This window comes from Nocardia puris (genome assembly GCF_003315035.1).
In the GTDB taxonomy this organism is placed as follows: domain Bacteria; phylum Actinomycetota; class Actinomycetes; order Mycobacteriales; family Mycobacteriaceae; genus Nocardia; species Nocardia puris.
This window is the reverse complement of record NZ_QNRE01000011.1, coordinates 19,666-38,863: the sequence shown is the minus strand read 5'-3', so window position 1 is coordinate 38,863 and position 19,198 is coordinate 19,666. Positions and strand designations below refer to the sequence as shown.

The 19,198-nt window shown below is 70.1% G+C and carries 15 protein-coding genes, 1 tRNA gene and 1 riboswitch; of the genes, 5 read left to right on the top strand and 11 right to left on the bottom strand.

Going from position 1 to position 19,198, the window contains the following annotated elements:
• Positions 1-23 precede the first annotated feature (23 nt).
• Entirely contained in the window at positions 24-1,340 is a 1,317-nt protein-coding gene (locus tag DFR74_RS23925) for an aminotransferase class V-fold PLP-dependent enzyme (RefSeq protein ID WP_067513252.1), read from the bottom strand.
• Positions 1,341-1,386: 46 nt separating this feature from the next.
• Positions 1,387-1,500, bottom strand: a riboswitch (SAM riboswitch).
• Positions 1,501-1,586: 86 nt separating this feature from the next.
• On the opposite strand from DFR74_RS23925, the gene DFR74_RS23920 reads away from it, so the two are divergent.
• The 3 genes from DFR74_RS23920 (at position 1,587) to DFR74_RS23910 (ending at position 8,271) form a co-directional block, all read left to right on the top strand.
• Positions 1,587-2,210 carry a LysE family translocator gene (locus tag DFR74_RS23920; RefSeq protein WP_067513250.1) on the top strand — a complete coding sequence of 208 codons (624 nt, stop codon included), beginning with the start codon at positions 1,587-1,589 and terminating at the stop codon, positions 2,208-2,210.
• Positions 2,211-2,902: 692 nt separating this feature from the next.
• Positions 2,903-6,916, top strand: coding sequence for a Pls/PosA family non-ribosomal peptide synthetase (locus DFR74_RS23915; RefSeq protein WP_084538084.1), 4,014 nt, complete (start codon positions 2,903-2,905; stop codon positions 6,914-6,916).
• A complete protein-coding gene (locus DFR74_RS23910) occupies positions 6,916-8,271 on the top strand; it encodes a M1 family metallopeptidase (protein ID WP_067513312.1) in 1,356 nt (451 codons plus the stop codon). The genes DFR74_RS23915 and DFR74_RS23910 overlap by 1 nt, the downstream gene beginning before the upstream one ends.
• Positions 8,272-8,275: 4 nt before the next feature.
• On the opposite strand, the gene DFR74_RS23905 is transcribed toward DFR74_RS23910, so the two are convergent.
• The 3 genes from DFR74_RS23905 to DFR74_RS23895 form a co-directional block, all read right to left on the bottom strand.
• Positions 8,276-8,464 (bottom strand): hypothetical protein, encoded by a 189-nt coding sequence (locus tag DFR74_RS23905; protein ID WP_067513248.1) that lies wholly within the window; start codon positions 8,462-8,464, stop codon positions 8,276-8,278.
• Positions 8,465-8,558: 94 nt separating this feature from the next.
• Entirely contained in the window at positions 8,559-9,017 is a 459-nt protein-coding gene (locus DFR74_RS23900) for a DUF2752 domain-containing protein (protein WP_084538081.1), read from the bottom strand.
• Between the two features lie 121 nt (positions 9,018-9,138).
• Positions 9,139-9,513, bottom strand: a complete 375-nt coding sequence (locus DFR74_RS23895) for a glyoxalase superfamily protein (protein ID WP_195125250.1) — start codon at positions 9,511-9,513, stop codon at positions 9,139-9,141.
• Positions 9,514-9,592: 79 nt separating this feature from the next.
• Here DFR74_RS23895 and DFR74_RS23890 point away from each other — a divergent pair, with 79 nt between their 5' ends.
• Both DFR74_RS23890 and DFR74_RS23885 read left to right on the top strand, forming a co-directional pair.
• Positions 9,593-9,856 carry a hypothetical protein gene (locus DFR74_RS23890; RefSeq protein WP_067513247.1) on the top strand — a complete coding sequence of 88 codons (264 nt, stop codon included), beginning with the start codon at positions 9,593-9,595 and terminating at the stop codon, positions 9,854-9,856.
• A gap of 542 nt (positions 9,857-10,398) precedes the next feature.
• Entirely contained in the window at positions 10,399-11,454 is a 1,056-nt protein-coding gene (locus DFR74_RS23885) for an alpha/beta fold hydrolase (RefSeq protein WP_067513245.1), read from the top strand.
• A 235-nt stretch (positions 11,455-11,689) separates the two neighbouring features.
• On the opposite strand, the gene DFR74_RS23880 is transcribed toward DFR74_RS23885, so the two are convergent.
• From DFR74_RS23880 to DFR74_RS23850, 7 genes are all read right to left on the bottom strand, one after another.
• On the bottom strand, positions 11,690-11,977 hold the full coding sequence (locus DFR74_RS23880; protein ID WP_147265903.1) for a hypothetical protein: 288 nt from the start codon (positions 11,975-11,977) through the stop codon (positions 11,690-11,692).
• A 65-nt stretch (positions 11,978-12,042) separates the two neighbouring features.
• A complete protein-coding gene (locus DFR74_RS23875) occupies positions 12,043-12,798 on the bottom strand; it encodes a MerR family transcriptional regulator (RefSeq protein ID WP_067513241.1) in 756 nt (251 codons plus the stop codon).
• A 327-nt stretch (positions 12,799-13,125) separates the two neighbouring features.
• Positions 13,126-13,201, bottom strand: a tRNA-Thr gene (locus tag DFR74_RS23870).
• 57 nt (positions 13,202-13,258) lie between these two features.
• A complete protein-coding gene (locus DFR74_RS23865; protein ID WP_113975262.1) occupies positions 13,259-14,455 on the bottom strand; it encodes a DNA polymerase III subunit delta' in 1,197 nt (398 codons plus the stop codon).
• Positions 14,456-14,530: 75 nt separating this feature from the next.
• A complete protein-coding gene (locus tag DFR74_RS23860) occupies positions 14,531-15,034 on the bottom strand; it encodes a mycothiol transferase (RefSeq protein WP_067514242.1) in 504 nt (167 codons plus the stop codon).
• A 165-nt stretch (positions 15,035-15,199) separates the two neighbouring features.
• Positions 15,200-18,013 (bottom strand): type I DNA topoisomerase, encoded by a 2,814-nt coding sequence (topA, locus tag DFR74_RS23855; protein WP_232331931.1) that lies wholly within the window; start codon positions 18,011-18,013, stop codon positions 15,200-15,202.
• Positions 18,014-18,613: 600 nt separating this feature from the next.
• On the bottom strand, positions 18,614-18,820 hold the full coding sequence (locus DFR74_RS23850) for a cold-shock protein (protein WP_011206895.1): 207 nt from the start codon (positions 18,818-18,820) through the stop codon (positions 18,614-18,616).
• Positions 18,821-19,198 lie beyond the last annotated feature (378 nt).

Genomic DNA, 19,198 nt, shown 5'->3' with positions numbered 1-19,198 from the left:
GAGAGTCGGCGGCCGATCCCGGCTCAGAAGGTGAGGCAGGGGGTGGTGCCGGTGGGGTCGGTGGTGAGGGGGCGGGTTTCGGGGGTGGGGTTCCAGTGGCCTTCGGTGGGGGCGTAGGTCCAGGTGGCGTCGCCGCGGACGAGGGTGGCGATGGCGTCGATGAGGCGGTCGACGTGGGCGGTGGTGGTGCCGAGGCCGATGCTGGCGCGCAGGGCGGCGTCGAGGCCGAGGCGGGAGAGCAGGGGGTGGGCGCAGAAGCGGCCGTCGCGCACGCCGATCCCGTGTTCGGCGGAGAGGTAGGCGGCCACGTGGCCGGGGGCGAAACCGTCGACGGTGAAGGCCACGATGCCGACGGTGTCGGGGCTGTCGGCGAAGACGCGCAGGGTGCGCACGCCGGGGATCGCGCACAGCCCGTCGCGCAGGCGGTCGGCGAGCGCGTGCTCGTGGGCGATCAGGTCGTCGGGGTCGATGGCGGCGAGCGTGTCGCAGGCGGCGGCGAGGGCGGCCGCGCCCAGCACGTTCGGCGAACCCGCCTCGTGCCGCTGCGGAGCCGGCGCCCACTCGGCGGAATCAACCGTCACGTTACGGACGGCGCCCCCACCCGCGAGGTAGGGCTCGGCCGCGTCGAGCCAGTCCCGGCGCCCCACGAGCACACCCGCCCCGAACGGCGCGTAGAGCTTGTGCCCGGAGAACGCGAGGTAGTCGATTCCGCTGTCGCGCAAGCTGATCCGGCGGTGCGGGGCCAGCTGCGCGGCGTCCACCAGGATGCGCGCGCCGCACTGGTGCGCGATATCGGCCAGCCGCTCCAGCGGCAGCACCTCACCGGTCACGTTGGACGCGCCGGTCACCGCGAGCAGCGCGGTCGGGCGGCTGCACAGTTCGGCGACCAGCAGGCGGATGGTCTCGGCGAGGGTGTCGGCGGCGCGCACCACGCGGCGGCCGTGCTTGGTCCACGGCAGGAAGTTGGCGTGATGCTCGATGTCGAGCACCACCGTATCGCCCGGCACACAGGAGGCCAGCAGGTTCAGCGAATCGGTGGTGTTGCGAGTGAACACCACGACCTGATCGTCGGCGGCGTCGAGGAAACGGTGCACCGCGCCGCGCGAGGCCTCGTAGCACTCGGTGGAGACCCGGGAGGCGTAGCCCGCGCCGCGGTGCACGCTCGCGTAGTACGGCAGCAGCTGCCCGATCCGGTCGGTGACCTGGCGCAACGCGGGTGCGCTCGCGGCGTAGTCGAAGTTGGCGTACTCGCGGGCGCCGCCCTGCACGAGCGGCACCCGGAGGTCGTCACCGGACACCTGGGCGAGCGGGGCACAGGTCGGTTCCAGCACAGCAGTCATCACGTCATCCCGTCGGTTCAGGGACTCGCGAAAGGGGGTTCGGGCGAGTCCGCGCTTGCCGCGCCCGGTCGGACGGCGGCCAGGTCGTCACCCGGAGCACCCCACCGCGGAGGAGGGTTGCCGACCAGCTAGCCGGGGCTTGTCGCTGGCACTCATGACCTGAACCGAGATTGGCAGACCCGCCGCGGCGTTGTCAACCGGGATTTTTCGGTTGCGCGTCACACCGGGCCGCGATCTGATCGATCGGTGACCCCTTCGCTGCTGCTCGGATTCGTCGGACTGTGCGTGGTGCTGGCGCTGACGCCGGGCCCCGATTCGTTCCTGGTGCTGCGGTTCTCGCTGGTCGACGCGCGACCCGGCGTCGCCGCCGCGATCGGGTCGGCGCTCGGCGGCTTGGTGTGGGCGGTCGTGGTGGCGGCGGGAGTCGCGGCGCTGCTGGAGCAGTCGGGGTCGGCGTATCGCGTGTTGAAGGTCGTCGGCGGAATCTATTTGGTGTACTTGGGAATTCGCGCGCTGCTCGAAAGCCGCCGCCGCACGGTCGGACCGGTCGGCGAGGGCGCGCCCGCCGCGCCTCCCTCGGTTCGCTCGGCGTTCACCGCGGGTGTCATCTCGTGTCTGTTCAACCCGAAAGTGGGCCTGTTCTACCTCGCCGTGCTCCCCCAGTTCCTCACCGAGATCACCTTCCTCAACACCCTCGCCCTCGGCGCGATCGAATGCGCCATCGCCGCCGGATTCATGGTCCTGCTCGCCCTGGCCGCCGCCCGCGCCGTGGCATTCCTGCGCAGCCCACGCGTGCGCACCCGGCTCGAACAGACCAGTGCGGCGATCCTGACCGCCCTCGGGGTGGGCACAGCGGCCTCGGCAACCTGAGCGCAGCGAGTCCCAGCTCACCTGCGACGACGGGACCACTGCCGAGTGATGCGCCGGAGGCGCCGGCCCCGCCAGGCAATTACGCCGAGGGCGTGGCTCATCGAATCACCGGGGCGAATGTGCCACCCAACCGATCATCCCGTGGCATTGCGCCTTCCCGGGTATCACGACCTCACGGATCCTCTGCGCATCTCGGGACCCGAACGTAAACCTGTGTCGCTGGCACTTACTGCCGAGCAATACGCCGAAGGCGTTGGCTTCCGCACGTGCGCAACCGAATCCGAAGAGGTTCGCGCAAATCGGCCACGCCCCGAAGCCGATCTCGTTGCGATTCGCGCCACACATCGCACCCTTCGCCCCATCCCGCGGGCCGACCCACCTCCAAGCCCAGGCCCACCGACCTGAAACCTCGCGCATCGCCCCCTTCGACCAGCACATACTCACCACAAACCGGTTCGTCGCCAGCGACGACACTCCCCGCCGAGGCGACCACAGGCCCATCATGCGGCCAACCGCCCGGCACCACGCCGACGGCGTTGCCCATGCTCAGCAACGCGCCGAAGGCGTTGACTGCCCCGAACCGCGAGTACCGTGTTCAGTTGGTCACCCGCGGCGTTTGCCAATCGGTAACCCTCCTGTGAAACAAACAGACGACAACGCCAGGCAGGTCTATGAGAGGTGGGCCGGACGTGATGCTCCAGCCACAGATCGACGCCTCGGCGGGCGACGAGCCCGTCGAGCGCGCATCGGGGTCCCCGCTGCTGCGCGGGCTCGACGCGCCGCCACCGCGCACGTTGATCGACATCGTGGCCGCGACCGCCGCGACCCACCCCGACGCGGACGCCCTCGACGACGGCGCCGCCACCCTCACCTACGCCGAACTGCTCGACGCCGTGCGGGCGCGGGCGGCCGAACTGCACGCGGCGGGCGTGCGCCCAGGCGACCGGGTGGGCGTGCGGATGCCGTCGGGCGACCGCGCCCTCTACGTCACCATCCTGGCGGTCCTGTGGGCCGGTGCCGCCTACGTGCCCGTCGACGCCGACGACCCCGAGGAGCGCGCCCGCCTCGTCTTCGGCGAAGCGCGGGTGCGGGCGATCGCCACCGCCGACGGCATCGAGATCGCCGACGTAGCCCCCGCGGGTACGGCCGACGACGCCCGTGAACTCACCGTCGAAGACGAAGCCCTCATGGGCACAAGCCAGCAGAGCTCCGGAAGCACGGCGGCCCACCCGCCCGCACCCGGCCCCACCACCCACCCCACCCTCACCGACGACGCCTGGATCATCTTCACCTCCGGCTCCACCGGCACCCCGAAGGGCGTCGCCGTAACCCACCGCAGCGCCGCCGCTTTCGTCGACGCCGAGGCGCGCCTGTTCCTCCAGGACGCACCGATCGCGCCCGGCGACCGCGTACTGGCGGGCCTCTCGGTCGCGTTCGACGCCTCCTGCGAGGAGATGTGGCTGGCCTGGCGCAACGGCGCGTGCCTGGTGCCCGCCCCGCGCGCCCTGGTGCGTACCGGTGCGGACCTGGGCCCCTGGCTGGTGCGGCGCGGCATCACGGTGGTCTCCACCGTGCCGACGCTGGCCGCCACCTGGCCCGTGGAGGCGTTGGAGCCGGTGCGGCTGCTCATCTTCGGCGGCGAGGCCGTCCCGCCGGAACTCGCGGAACGCCTTGCGGACAAGGACAATTCGAGCCGCGAGGTCTGGAACACCTACGGCCCCACCGAGGCCACGGTCGTGGCTTGCGCCGCCCGCCTCACCGGCGAACCCCCGGTGCGCATCGGATTGCCTTTGGACGGCTGGGATCTCGCGGTCGTCGACGCCGAGGGCAAGCCCGTCCCCGAGGGCGAGACGGGCGAACTCGTCATCGGCGGCGTCGGCCTGGCCCGCTACCTCGACCCCGCGAAGGACGCCGAGAAGTACGCGCCAATGCCCACCCTCGGCTGGGAGCGCGCCTACCGCAGCGGCGATCTGGTACGCAACGAGAGCGCGGGCCTGATCTTCCTGGGCCGCGCCGATGACCAGATCAAACTGGGCGGCCGGCGCATCGAACTCGGCGAGATCGACAACGCGCTGCAACACCTGCCCGGCGTCACCGGCGCGGCCGCCGCCATCCGGACCACCAAGGCGGGCAACAAGATCCTCGTCGGCTACCTCACCGGTCCTGACACCGACTACGACATCCACGCCGCGCGCGAACTGCTCGCCGGACAACTGCCCGCCCCGCTGGTGCCGCGCCTGGCCGTGGTCGACGAACTGCCCACCCGCACCTCGGGCAAGGTCGACCGCGCCGCCCTGCCCTGGCCGCTCCCGAAACAGGCCCCGGCCACCGATGACGACGGGCTCACCGCCACCGAACGCTGGGTCGCCACCCAGTGGGACGCGATCCTCGGCGCGGAGGTCACCGGCCCCGAGACCGACTTCTTCGACGTCGGCGGCGGCTCGCTGGCCGCCGCCCAACTGGTCACGGCGCTGCGCGAACGGTATCCGCGGATCACGGTGGCCGATCTCTACGACCATCCGCGCCTGGGCGCGCTTGCCGCGCTGCTCGACGCCAGCGCACCCGTCGCCGAGGTCGAAGAGCGCGACGTGCGCCCCACCCCGCTCTCCGCGCAGATCACCCAGGTGCTCGCGACGGTCCCGCTCACCACGCTCACGGGTTTGCAGTGGCTCACCTGGCTGGCCATCGTCGGCAATATCGCCGCGTGGTCGGGCTCGCTGCCGTGGCTGCCGCGCCTGTCCTGGTGGTGGGCGCTGATCGCGTTCGTCCTGTTCATCTCACCACCCGGCCGGATGGCGCTGTGCGTCGCGGGCGCGCGAATCCTGTTGCGCGGGGTGAAACCCGGCAGTTATCCGCGCGGCGGCCAAGTGCACCTTCGCCTTTGGGCGGCCGTGCGACTCTCCGAAGCCAGCGGTGCCGAAAACCTTTCCGGCGCACCGTGGATGGTCCCGTTCGCGCGTGCGCTCGGCGCGAAGATCGGCAAGGGCGTCGACCTGCACACCCTGCCACCGGTGACGGGCATGCTCGAACTCGGCGACGGATGCAGCGTCGAACCGGAAGTCGACCTCTCGGGGTACTGGATCGATGGCGATCTCGTGCACATCGGCCCCATCACCGTCGGGCCCGGCGCCGTGGTGGGCGCGCGCTCGATCCTGTTGCCCGGCACCAAGATCGGCAAGAACGCCGAGATCGCGCCCGGCTCCGCGGTGTCGGGACGGGTCAAGCCGGAACAGCAATGGGCGGGCTCCCCCGCCGTGAAAGTCGGCCGGGCCCAGCACCCCTGGCCGCCGGAGACGCCCGCGCGCGCCCGGCACTGGGTGGTGATCTTCGGCGTCACGTCGATGATCCTGGCGGCGCTGCCGGTCGCGGGCATCGGCGCTGGCGGCGCGTTCCTGGCCTGGTGGGTGCGCGACACCACCACGCTCGCCGACGGACTCGCGCGCGCGTTCCTCATGCTGCCGGTCGCGGTGCTGCTCAGCCTCGGCGTGTACGCCGCGGCCACCATCGTGCTGGTCCGGCTGTTCGCCATCGGCCTCACCGAGGGCTACCACCCGGTGCGCAGCCGGGTCGGCTGGCAGGCGTGGTCCACCGAGCGGCTGCTCGATTCCGCCCGCACCTTCCTGTTCCCGCTCTACGCCAGCCTGCTCACGCCGGTGTGGCTGCGGCTGCTCGGCGCGAAGGTCGGCAAGCACGTGGAGGCGTCCACGGTGCTGCTGCTGCCGAAGTTCACCACCGTCGCCGACGGCGCCTTCCTCGCCGACGACACCATGATCGCCAGCTACGAGCTCGGCGGCGGCTGGTTGCGCATCGGCGAGGCGAAGGTCGGCAAACGCGCCTTCCTCGGCAACTCCGGCATGACCGCGCCGGGCCGCCGCGTGCCGAAGAACGGTCTGGTCGCGGTACTTTCGGCCGCGCCGACCAAGGCGAAGGCCGGGTCGTCGTGGCTGGGCAGCCCGCCGGTGCGCCTGCGCCGCGCCTCCGAATCCGCCGACGCGCGCCGCACCTACGATCCGCCGAAGCGGCTGCGGGTGGCGCGCGCGTTCGTCGAGACCTGCCGCCTGTTCCCGGTTCTGGTGACCTTCGCCATCGGCCTGGGCGTGCTGTTCGCGCTGGCCTGGCTGGCGCAGCGCATCGGGCATCTGCCCACCGCGCTGCTCAGCGGCGTGGTGCTGCTGGCGGCGGGCGCGGTGGCCTGCGGCAGCGCGGTGCTCGCGAAGTGGTTGCTGGTGGGGCGGATTCGCGCGGAGGAGCATCCCCTGTGGAGTTCGTTCGTGTGGCGCAACGAAGTTTCCGACACGTTCGTGGAGACCGTCGCCGCGCCGTGGTTCGCGCGCGCCGCGACGGGTACTCCGGTGCTGAACCTGTGGCTGCGCGCGCTCGGCGCCGACATCGGCCGCGGGGTATGGTGCGAGTCCTACTGGCTACCGGAGGCTGACCTGGTGACACTCGGCGACGGCGCGACCGTGGAACGCGGTTGTGTGGTGCAGACCCATCTGTTCCACGACCGGATCATGGCCATGGACACCGTCGTGCTCGGCGCGGGCGCCACCCTGGGCCCGCACTGTGTCGCGCTGCCCGCCGCGAGCATCGGCGCCGGCGCCACCGTGGGCCCCGCCTCCCTGGTGATGCGCGGTGACACCGTGCCGCCCTCGACCCGCTGGTGGGGCAACCCCATCGCGCCGTGGACGCGGGAAACGGGCCGCTGATGGGGGACAAGTTCTACGAAGCCCCCATCGATGACTACCTGCCGCAGAACGGGAACCGGGGCTATCGCGTCTCCCGGTACGAACTGGATCTCACCTACAAGGTCGCCAGCAACCGGTTGAGCGGGCGCGCCGAGATCACCGCCGTCACCACCGCCGCGCGTCCGCGCTTCGCATTCGACCTGTCCCAGGCGCTCACCGTGTCGAAGGTGCTCGTCAACGGCGGCAAGGTCGCCAAGTACACCCACCAGCGCGGCAAGCTGACCATCACGCCGCAGCAGAAGATCCCCGCCGGCGGCGCGCTCTCGGTCGTCGTGCAGTACGCGGGCGTGCCGAAGCCGGTGCGCGGTCCGTGGGGCGAGGTCGGCTGGGAGGAGCTCACCGAGGGCGCGCTCGTGGCCAGCCAGCCCAACGGCGCGGCGTCGTGGTTTCCCTGCGACGACCATCCGAGTTCCAAAGCGAGCTACCGCATTTCGATCACCACCGACAGCCCGTACTACGCGCTGGCCAACGGCACCTTGGTGCGCAAGCAGACCAAGGCCAGCCAGACCACCTGGGTGTACGAGCAGCCGGAGCCGATGTCGAGCTACCTGGCCACCATCCAGATCGGCCCGTACCGCAGGCACCGGGTGGGCGGCACGCACGCCGCGATCCCGATGCAGGCCGTGGTGCCCGCCCGGTTGCGCGCGAACTTCGAGCACGATTTCGCGCGGCAGCCGCAGATGATGGAGGTCTTCACCGAGAAGTTCGGCCCGTACCCGTTCGCCGGGTACACGGTGGTGGTCACCGACGACGACCTCGAGATCCCCATCGAGGCCCAGGGCATCTCGGTGTTCGGGGCGAACCACTGCGACGGGCGGCGCGGCTCGGAGCGGCTGGTGGCGCACGAACTGGCCCACCAGTGGTTCGGCAACAGCCTCACCCTGCGCCAGTGGCGCGACATCTGGCTGCACGAGGGGTTCGCCTGTTACGCGGAGTGGATCTGGTCGGAGGCTTCGGGCGGTCCGACGGCCGATCAGCTCGCCCGCGCCGCCCGGCACAACCTCACCAGGCAGCCGCAGGACATCGTCGTCGGCGACCCCGGCGCCACCCGCATGTTCGACGACCGCGTCTACAAGCGCGGCGCGCTCACCCTGCACGCGCTGCGGCTGGAGCTGGGTGACAAGACCTTCTTCACGCTGATCCGCGAATGGGTGCACCGCTACCGGCACGCGTCGGTCACCACCGAGGAGTTCACCGACCTCGCGGGCCACTACACCGCCATCCCGCTGCGGCCGCTGTGGGACGCCTGGCTGCACTCGGAGACGCTGCCGCAACTGCCGCCGCACGGCGGACAGGTGGGGTCGGGATCGCGCTGAGCGCTCAGAACACCAGGTAGCGGGTGGCGAGTTCCTCCACCAGCGGGTCGTCGTCGGCGACGCTGTCGAGGGCGTCCAGGTCGGCGGCGACGGCGATCTGGCGCGGGTCGTCCTGTTCGCTGTCGGGGACGCCGTCCTCGTCGAGCTGACGCACCAGTTTCGCCCGCACCCGGGCCTTCAAGGAGTCGGTCATTCCTGGACCTCCGCGCTGTGTGGGCTCATGGTCGTCAGCTTCCCCGTAGTCGGCGCTCGAATCGAGACGGCGCTCCGTCGAAGGACAGCGGTGCCTATACCGGGGCGAGCCAGGTGCCCCACGGTGTATTGCGCACCACCGCGTAGACGGCGAGAAACGCGAGCAGAATCCACAGCAGCGGGCGCGGAATGTCGGGAACCCGGGGTTTGTCTCCGCGCCACGCGCGCATCCCCCAGTCGCCGATGAAGAGCGCGAGCGCCAGCAGCAACGGGATCGCGATCAGGTTGCTCTGCAACGAGTCGAGGATGCGGCCGTCGGTGAGGTTGTGCACCGCGCGCATCCCGCCGCACCCCGGGCAATACACGCCGGTCAGCGCGTAGAGCGGGCACAGGCCGTAGGAACCCTCCACGTGCGGGTCGCGAAAGTGCAGCAGCGCGACCGCGCCGACGCCCGCGCCCGCCGCCAGCAGCGGCCATCCGAGCGCGCGCCAGCCCGTCTTGCGCACCCGTTGCGGCGGGGGGCTCGGCTGGGTGGCGAAATGCGCGGTGTCCACGAGAAACACGGTAGCGGCGCGCGTCCGTTCGGCGCCACCGCGACCGTGCTCGCGATCGCGCCGGCCCCCGCAGCATGATCGACGCCACCGAGGCGAGTCCGGTCAGGGCGCTCGACGGCCCTCAGTCGTCCGGCTGGGCCAGGCGCAGCACGTTGCCCGACGGATCGGTGAGGTCGAAGCCCGGACCGCCGGGGCCGTCCTCGGGCGGGCCCGGTTTGGCGTAGCGGTAGTCCTTCGCGGCGAGCTCGGCGTACAGCGCGTGGATATCGCCGACGGCCACCCACACCACGCTGCCCGGCGTGCCGTCTCCGTGATGCTCGCTCAGGTGCAGTCGCGCGCCCGACCGCGACACCTGCGCGTAGAGCGGGAAGTCGGGGCCGAAGCGGTGCTCCCAGTCGACGGTGAATCCGAGGTAGTCGCAATAGAACTCGTAGGCCCGCGCGACGTCGAACATCCGCAGGACGGGTATCGGGGCGGCGAAACGGATCCCGGTCATGGCCGCAATCCTGCCAGCCCGGCGGTGATCATGATCGAAAACCTTCGGCGTTCGCGCAGGCAGCGTAGAATTTCGTGCCGTGAACGCCGTTGGTGGTACCCGGCTCGACGGATTCGGGGTCAGCGCGGCTCGCAGGCTCGAATTCGGGCATGTGGGTCACTGGCGAACACTCGGTGACGACGATTCCGGCGCCGTCGCGGTCGAGTTCGACCCGGGTGATGGCTCCTCGGTGGTGGTGTTCGTCCGCGCGCCCAACCGCCGCGACATGCCCAGCGATTTCCATCCCGACGATCAGGTCTGCCTGGTCGTCCCCGACGTGATCGCCGAACTGGCGGCCCCCTGAGGCGCCCGCATCGCCTTCCCCGAGCGGCCCGCCTTGCTCATCTACGGCGACCTACGCGACGCCGACACTGTCACCTGGTTCCTCTCGGCGACCCGCGCGAGTCACCGTCGTCGCCCAGTTCCCCTCGGCGACCTGCGCGAGCCACCATCGTCGCCCGGTACCTCTCGGCGACCCGCACGCTATCGACACTGCCGCCTGGCTCCACCTCGGCGTCCTGCCGCCGGCGGCTCCCGAGGGAAGGTGAACGCCCGCGCGTTCCGTCCCCGACTCGAAACAGCGACGTTCCATTCCTCACGAGCCGATAACGATCCCGCGTCCGGGCTAGCACTTCGCGCGCGGCGGCCGATGAACCCGGTGTGACGAATCCCACCGAGTGGACCGGCCTTCCCACGGGCGCGCGAACTTTGCGCCGGTCGGGCCGGTTCACCGGAGTGAATTCCGGGTATTCACATCACGGAGCCAGGATTTCCGCCATTGAGCGCTTGCACTAGCAAGCACTGTGCTTGCACTGTAACGTGGCGGACGACACAAAGGAGTGCTCAATGCTGGTGACCTCGATGAAGACCCTGGCGGGCGTCCGCACCGCGGAACCACTCACCGCGGCCTACCGTGCCGGACTTCGCTCCCGCACCTTCGCGACCGCTTCGCTGAACAAGCCGACCGTGCCGCACGATGTCATCCCCGTCACCACCGTCGACGGCGCCCGCCTCCGGGTGCACGCGTACGGCCCCGCCGACGGCGAGGTCATCGTGCTCATCCACGGCTGGAGCTGCTGCATCGAGTACTGGAACCCGCAGATCAACGCGCTGGCCGACCGCTACCGCGTCGTCGCCTACGACCAGCGCGGCCACGGCGAGAGCACGCTGGGCTCGATCGCCCCCAGCGGCGACACCCTCGCCGACGATCTGGCCGCCGTCCTGGACGCCGCCCTCCCGCGCGGTCGCCGCGCGGTGCTCGTCGGCCACAGCATGGGCGGCATCACCATCCAGGCGTGGGGCGCCCGCTACCCCGAGCAGGTCGCCGCGCGCGCCTCGGCCGTGGTGCTGGCCAATACCGCCGCCCGCGAGATCCGGCACGAGACCGACATGCTGCCGCTGCTGAACAAGCCGCTCACGGTGGCCAAGCGCCCGGTCACGGTGCTCGGCGCGGGCGTGCGCATGCCGATGCTGATCTCGGAGTCGGTGCTCACCGCGCCGGTGCCGCTGCCCGGCGGCCGTGCCGTCAACGCGATCTTCAAAGCGCGGATCATGAACAAGAAGGCCACCGCCGACGAGGTGGCGTTCTCGCTCGGCATCATCCGCTCCTGCCGTCCGCTCACCCGCGGCCTGCACGCCGCCGCCCTCGCCCAGCTCGACCTGGGCGAGGCCGCCAAGCACCTGACCGTGCCCACCACGGTCATCGCGGGCGAGTACGACCGCCTGCTGCCCGCCCGCATGAACGCCCCCATTCTGGCGGGCCTCACCGAAGCGGGTTCGCTGGCGAGCCACCAGATCTGGCCCACCGGCCACCTCGGCAACGTCGAAGCCGCCGACCGCTTCAACACGCTCCTCGATCAGATCGCCGGCGGCGCCCGGCATTCCCACGCCACCGCGGTCTGATCCGCATCGTTCTCCCGGGTCGGTCAACGACGCCCGGCCCGGGAGCAACCCCCTCAGGCGGGCACCGGGCTCCCCCGCAAATGCTCACGCAGCGTGCGGGATTCGTAGTCCGTGCGGAACAGGCCGCGGTAATTCAAAGCCGTTGAACCCGTTGTGGAGCCGTTCGGCGTCGGTTCTCGCCGAACTTCGTCCACGCCGTCGTCGGGTTCCGGGTTGTACACGCACACCGAACAACTCATCCGGGGTCCAGACTCACGGTGGAGAGCGTCACGCCGATCTTGTCGTAGTGGCTCTGCAACCACTGCGCGAGATTCTCGTCAGCGACGTCGATCACCAGGTCGAAGCTCAGCTCGCCCGGCTCGTATCCGGCTCTCCCGGCAGGTTTCGCGCGGTCTGCGGGTACGTAGGAGAAGTCGTCGACACCGGCCCGGTTCGCATCGTTTCCCGGCGGCAGAAACGAGCGGTGCGAGGTGGCGTGACCGTTGTAGACCTCGTCGGCCAGCGCCAACTGCATCGCCGGCAAGGCGAAGACCCTCCCAACGAAACGAAAGGGTCTCCGACTCCGAGCGCCTCCCCGCAGGAGGTCGCCTACCCGCGCGCGGCGTTCGCCGCCGCGATGAACTCGATCTGCGCGGGAGACGGTCCGCAGAACTCGCTTTCTATCCGGTCGGCCTCACCGGCCTGCATGCGGTACAGACTGTCGCGCAGGCCCTCGTCGCCGCCGTGGAAGCCTTCCAGGAGGTCCATCCACTGCGCCGCCAACCGCTGCGCTTGCGGTGAAGCCGGATCCATTCCCTCCGCGATCGCCGCGTCGACCTTCGGGATGAGTTCACCCCATCCCGCTTCGGCCTGCCGGATCCGCTCCTCGCCGATCACCTCCCGGCGTTGCGCGAGCTGCGTCAGCTGTTCCTCGGTGAAGTACTGCTTGAAGGTGTCGTCGACCATGACTGTTCTCCTGATCAATTCCAGGAAGCGGTCCGAGGAGGTGTCCGGCCTGTCCTCCGCTGTCGCGGCCAGGGACGTGACCAGGGCGAACAGGTCCCGGGTTGCGGCCAGTTGCGCGGCAAGGTAGTCGCGATGAGCCGACAGCACCTGCGCCATATCCACCGTGCCCGCGAGCAGATCGGCGATCCGATCCAGTCCCAGTCCCAGTTGGCGCAGCGCCAGCACCTGGTACAGGCGCTCGACATCACCGGCGGTGTAGAGCCGGTGTCCGGTGCCGGTCCGCTCCGCGGGGCACACCAACCCGATGCGGTCGTAGTGATGCAGCGTCCGCACCGTCAGCCCGGCCTCCGCCGCGAGCTCACCGACCTTCCACACCCGCTCGGTTCCGTACCGGCCCATCCGATCTCATCCCACTTCCACCGGCACACCGTGCGCCGGCGCCATCAACGCTAAGACCTGACCTTACGTCAGGTTCAAGCCGAGAATCGCCGTCGCATCCGGTGGCCACACCTCACCGGCCCGCCCGCGAACCAGCACCGGCCAAGGGTCGCCGTAGGCATTTCGACGAGTGAGACGTCGCAAACACGACGCGGACCGCGGCCTGGCGAGACCAGTCCCGCGGAACTCCACAATGGACGTCGGCCGAGCACAATCCACGTCCTGGCAGTTCCTGGCACACTGACACGACAGAGGCCCTCCCCGGCGAACCGGAAAGGGCCTCTGACCTGGAGCCGCCTGGGGGAATCGAACCCCCGACCTTTTCATTACGAGTGAAGCGCTCTACCGACTGAGCTAAGGCGGCGTGCCGTTCGGCGACGCCGAGTCTATCGTCTGGACGCCGGATCGCGAAAACGGGTGGTCAGGTGGAGCGGGCGGCGATGAGGCCGGAGACCATGGCGGCCAGGGCGAAGCGGGGTTTGACGTTGAGGTCGAGGGCTTCGCGGCAGGCGAGGACGGCTTCGATGGAGCGCAGCAGACCCTCGGGTCGGACGGTGTCGGCGAGGTCGCGAATCTCGTCGGCGAGGTCGGGGTGGGTGAGGGTGATCGAGGTGGTGCCCGCGTAGTGGACGGCGAGGGCGTCGCGGTAGACGCCGGCCACGTCGATGAGAGTGCGGTCGAGGGCGTCGCGGCCGGTGCGGGTGGCGCGGGACTTCTGGCGGCGCTCCAGGTCTTTGAGCACACCCGCCGAACCGCGCGTGGCGGACGCGGCGCCCTTGCCGGTGCCGCCCGCGCCGAGGGCGGTGGCCAGTTCGTCGCGTTCGCGTTCGTCGCGGGCCGCGCTCATCTGCTTGGCCTCGTCGTCGGCGGCCTTCACGAGGTCGCCGGCGGCGGCGTAGGCCGCGGCGGGACGCGCGACCGCCGACACCAGCGAGAGCGCCCGCTGCCTGCGCGCCCGCGCGTCGCCGTCGGTGGCCAGGCGCCGGGCGCGGCCGACATGTCCGCCGCTCACCGACGCGGCCCACTGCGCGGTGTTCTCGTCGAGTCCGTCACGCTCGCGCAGCACGTGCGCGATGGACGGCACCGACGGCGTCACCAGATGCACGTGCCGGCAGCGCGAGCGCAGCGTGACGGAGATGTCCTCCGGATCCACCGACGGCGCGCACAGCAGGAACACCGTGCGGGCGGGCGGCTCCTCCACCACCTTCAGCAGCACGTTGCCCGCGGCCTCGGTGAGCCGGTCGGCGTCCTCGATCACCACCACCTGCCAGCGCCCGGTGCTGGGCCGGCGCGAGGCGATCTGCACGATCTCGCGCATCTCCTTGGTGCTGATGCTCAAGCCCTCGGGCACGACGCGCCGCACGTCGCCGTGCGTGCCTGCCATGGTGGTGGTGCAGGCGTGACACTTCCCGCAACCCGGCGTCCCCGGATCGGTGCATTGCAGCGCGGCGGCGAAGCACAGCGCGGCGATCGAACGCCCCGATCCGGGTGGACCGGTGAACAGCCACGAATGCGTCATGGCACCCTCGACGACCCCGGCCCGCGCCGCGACCGCGGCAGCCGTCAACTCGGACTCGACCGCCTCCTGGCCGACCAACCGCTCGAAGACTCCCGCCACGCGTCCACCTTAACCACCCGCACCGACACCTCCGCCCGCCGTCACGCCCCGCCGGCCCGGTGGCACCCCCACCGCTCAGTCCATGCGCGAATACGTCGAGTTCTGCCCGTCCAGTTCCTCGCGAATGATGTCGGCGTGCCCGGCGTGGTGCGCGATCTCCCGCAGGATGTGCAGGAACGTGAAACGCACGCTCTGCCACACCCTTTCGGGCTGCCACGGATTCGACGGCGTGGGAATGACGGGATCGAGGCTGTCCAGGGAGCGGATCAACTCGGCGGTGTTCTCGCCGACGCGGTCCCATTCGGCTAGCAGCCCCTCGACGGTCTCGTCCGGACCCATCACGTACTCGGTGCCCATCGCCGCCACGTCCATCGCGGCGTTCTCGTCGCGGTCGACGATCACCTTGGTCCAGTGCCGCTCGCAGCTGATCAGGTGGTGCAGCAACCCGCCGAGGGTCAGCTCGCTCACCGTGGTGCGGGCGCGCGCCTGCTCGTCGTCGATGCCGCGCAGCGTGATGCGGAACAGCGCGCGCTGATCGGCGAGCATCGCGATGAGATCCTCGCGCTCCTGGTCGGCCATGGACAGGGTCCTTTCCCGAGACGTCGCACCTTGTCCTCGAGAGGCTAACCCGCGGCTCCGACGAAGACCCGGCGATCGCGCCGAGAACCAGCCGGAGCCGCATCTCTCAGGTAGCCGTCGGCCGACACGCTGTCCTTACTCGGCAGGTGCTTTCTTCGCCGGAGCCTACTCGGCGGGTGCCTTCTTCGCCGGAGCCTTCTTGGCGGGTGCCTTCTTCGCCGCGGTTTTCTTCGCCGCCGTCGTCTTCTTGGCAGCCGTCGTCTTCTTCGCGGCGGTCGCGGTCTTCTTGGCGGTCTTCTTCACCGGACCGCGGGCGCGCCGGTCGGCCAGCAACTCGGAGGCGCGTTCGTCGGTGATGGACTCGACCTCGTCGCCCTTGCGCAGGCTCGCGTTGGTCTCGCCGTCGGTGACGTACGGGCCGAAGCGACCGTCCTTGATCACCATCGGCTTGCCCGTGGCCGAGTCGTTGCCCAGTTCCCGCAGCGGGGCGGCGCTCGCGGCCTGCCTGCCACGGCGCTTGGGCTCGCTGTAGATCTTCAGCGCCTCCTCCAGCGTGACGGAGAAGATCTGGTCCTCCGACGCCAGCGACCGGGAGTCGGTGCCCTTCTTCAAGTACGGCCCGTAGCGGCCGTTCTGCGCGGTGATCTCCTCGCCGGAAGCCGGATCGGCGCCGACCACCCGCGGCAGCGACAGCAACTTCAGCGCGTCGTCCAGGGTGATCGTGGCCAGGTCCATCGACTTGAACAGCGACCCGGTGCGCGGCTTGGGGGCGGCCGCCTTCTTCGCGGTCTTCTTGGCCGGTTCCGCGGACTCGGCGGGCTCGGGCAGGATCTCGGTGACGTAGGGCCCGAAGCGCCCTTCCTTCGCGACGATCTCGTGCCCGGTCGCGGGGTCGACGCCGAGCCTGCGACCTTCCTGCGGCGTCGAGAACAGCTTCTCGGCCACCTCGGGGGTGAGCTCGTCGGGGGGCAGATCGTCGGGCAGGTTCGCCCGCTGCGAGACCGGACCGCCCTCCGGGTCGTCGGGATCGATGACCATGCGCTCCAGGTACGGGCCGAAACGGCCGACCCGGACCACCACGTCGCGGCCCTCGGCATCGGAGAACAGCTTGATCGAGTTGACCTCGCGGGCGTCGATGTCGTCGAGCTGCTCGCCGACCATCTTCTTCAACCCGCCCGAGCGCGCGACCGAGCCCTCCACGCCGTGGTCGCCGCCGAAGTAGAAGCTGGACAACCAGTTTCCGCGCTGTTCGCGCCCGCCGGCGATGGCGTCGAGATCGTCCTCCATGGCGGCGGTGAAGTCGAAGTCGACGAGCCGCCCGAAGTACGCCTCCAGCAGGCCCACCACGGCGAAGGCCACCCACGAGGGCACCAGCGCGCTGCCGCGCTTGTACACGTAGCCGCGGTCCAGGATCGTCTTGATGATCGAGGAGTACGTCGAGGGACGGCCGATGCCGAGTTCCTCGAGCGTCTTGATCAGCGAGGCCTCGGTGTAGCGCGCGGGCGGGTTGGTGCTGTGCCCATCCGGGTTCAGCTCCACGGCCGTGACGCCCTGGCCCTCCTCGAGCGCGGGCAGGCGCGACTCGGCGTCGTCGGACTGGCCGCCCGCCTCCTCGTCGACACTCTCCACGTACGCCTTGAGGAAGCCGGGGAAGGTGATCGTGCGGCCCGACGCCGAGAACACGCATTCCTCGCCGGTCCCGGCCATGCCGGTGATGCGCAAGGTGAGCGTGGTGCCGCGCGCATCGGCCATCTGCGAGGCGACGGTGCGCTGCCAGATCAGCTCGTAGAGGCGGAACTCGTCGTTGTCCAGGCGGGAGTGCAGCTGGCCCGGCGTGGCGAAGGTGTCGCCGGCGGGGCGGATCGCCTCGTGGGCCTCCTGGGCGTTCTTGACCTTGCGGTTGTACTGGCGCGGCGTGGGGTGCACGTACTCGGCGCCGTAGAGCTGCGTGGCCTGCGAACGGGCCGCCGCGATCGCCGACTCCGACAGCGTCGTGGAGTCGGTACGCATATAGGTGATGTAGCCGTTCTCGTACAGCCGCTGCGCGACGCGCATGGTGCGCTCGGAGGTGAAGCGCAGCTTGCGGCCCGCCTCCTGCTGCAGCGTCGAGGTCATGAACGGCGGGTACGGCTTGCGCGAGTACGGCTTGGCCTCGGCCGAGGAGACCACAAGGTCGGCGCCGTCCAGCGCCTCGGCCAGGCGGCGGGCGTGGGCCTCGTCGAGCACCACCACGCCGTTCGCGGACTTCAGCTGTCCGTCGGAGCCGAAATCGCGGCCCGTGGCGACGCGCGCGCCGTCGACATTCACCAGGCGCGCGCCGAACGTGCGCGGATTGGCGGACTCCTCCTCGCCCTTGCCCGCGTCCAGTTTGGCGGCGATGTCCCAGTACTCGGCGGAACGGAACGCCATGCGCTCGCGCTCGCGCCGCACGATGACGCGCGTCGCGACCGACTGCACGCGGCCCGCCGACAGACGCGGCATGACCTTCTTCCACAGGACCGGGCTGACCTCGTAGCCGTAGAGCCGGTCCAGGATGCGGCGGGTCTCCTGCGCGTCGACCAGATCGGAATCGAGGTCGCGGGTGTCGGCGGCGGCGGCGCGGATCGCGGGCTCGGTGATCTCGTGGAAGACCATCCGGCGCACCGGCACCTTCGGCTTGAGCGTCTCGAGCAGGTGCCAGGCGATGGCCTCGCCCTCGCGGTCGGGGTCGGTGGCGAGGTAGAGCTCGTCGACGTCGGCCAGCAGGCTCTTGAGCTCGGTGACCTTGGCCTTCTTGTCCGGGCTCACCACGTAGATGGGCGCGAAGTCGTTGTCGACGTCGACGCCCAGGCGCGCCCACGGCTGGCCTTTGTACTTGGCGGGAACGTCGGCCGCACCGCGCGGCAGGTCCCTGATGTGACCGACCGACGCCTCCACCGTGTAATTGCGACCCAGGTAGGGCGCGATCTTGCGGGCCTTGGTCGGGGACTCGACGATCACGAGACGACGCAGGGGACGGCCCTGGTCGGCTGCACCGCGGTCTCGTGTTGCCACCGGCGAATACACCTTTCCTTCTCGACCCGCGCGACGTGCTCGTGCGCGGTTGCTGCGCGGCTGGCGCATGCGACGATGCTGACACCGCCACCAGACACGTTTATACCTTGGCTGTGTTATTGGTGCGCTGGAGCGCGCCTGTTCGGGGCGCCGTGCTGTCCGCGCCGGACGGTCGGTACTCGCGCCGTGGGCGCGGGCGGTTCGATCGTCGCGACGCGGGGAGTGCCGCGAACGGGCCAACTTGCAAGACTCGCTCCGAGCGATTCGTGAAGCTCGGGGTTTGCCTTTCCTCGGTCGGATTCCCGTAACCATAGCTCGGGTGGCAAGCGCACGGGGTCGGGCACACGTTCGCGGGGCACTCGGCGGCGCGGATCGGCGGCGTTCGGAAAGGTGCGCCCGGCGGGCCGGCGACGGGGCGCGCGGGCGGAATCGGCGGTGCGGGATCAGGTGGCGCGCGGCTCGCGCGGTGAGGTCACCCACCCCCAGATACAGCTCGTCCCTCACCCCGGATGCCGGTGGTGAGGGACGAGCTATGGATCGTGCGGCTCAGCTGAGCGCGCGAACTCCGGTGGCCTGCGGGCCCTTGGTGCCCTGGCCGACCTCGAACTCGACCTTCTGGTTCTCCTCGAGGGTACGGAAGCCCGAACCCTGGATCTCGGAGTAGTGGACGAAGACGTCAGCGGAGCCGTCCTCGGGCGCGATGAAGCCGAACCCCTTCTCCGCGTTGAACCACTTCACAGTTCCCTGTGCCATTCTGTTCCTTCTCTTTTCTTACCGGAACGGCGGACAACTGGGTTCGTCCACCGGGTCCGTTCCGACCGCTGTACTCTTGGTTCCCCCTGCAGGAAAGCACCAAGCACACCGTTCGCAACATCGATCCTGCTGACGGTTTGGACTTTGGATCCGTCCCTCGAACACAGAAGCTTGCGACCAGGACCCAGTGAACCATGTCTCCGAGCATTTCAACAGTCGAGTTACCGACAATTTGCAAAAAAGTTGATCTTGCGAATGCGCAGGTGAGGGACAGAATGCCCGAATCCGTACTTGAGGTTGGTTTGCTTCGTGATAACCGGGAGAGCGTGCAGCTAACGAGCTGTGACCCAGGTCGCTATTTGGTATCGAAATCGCTGG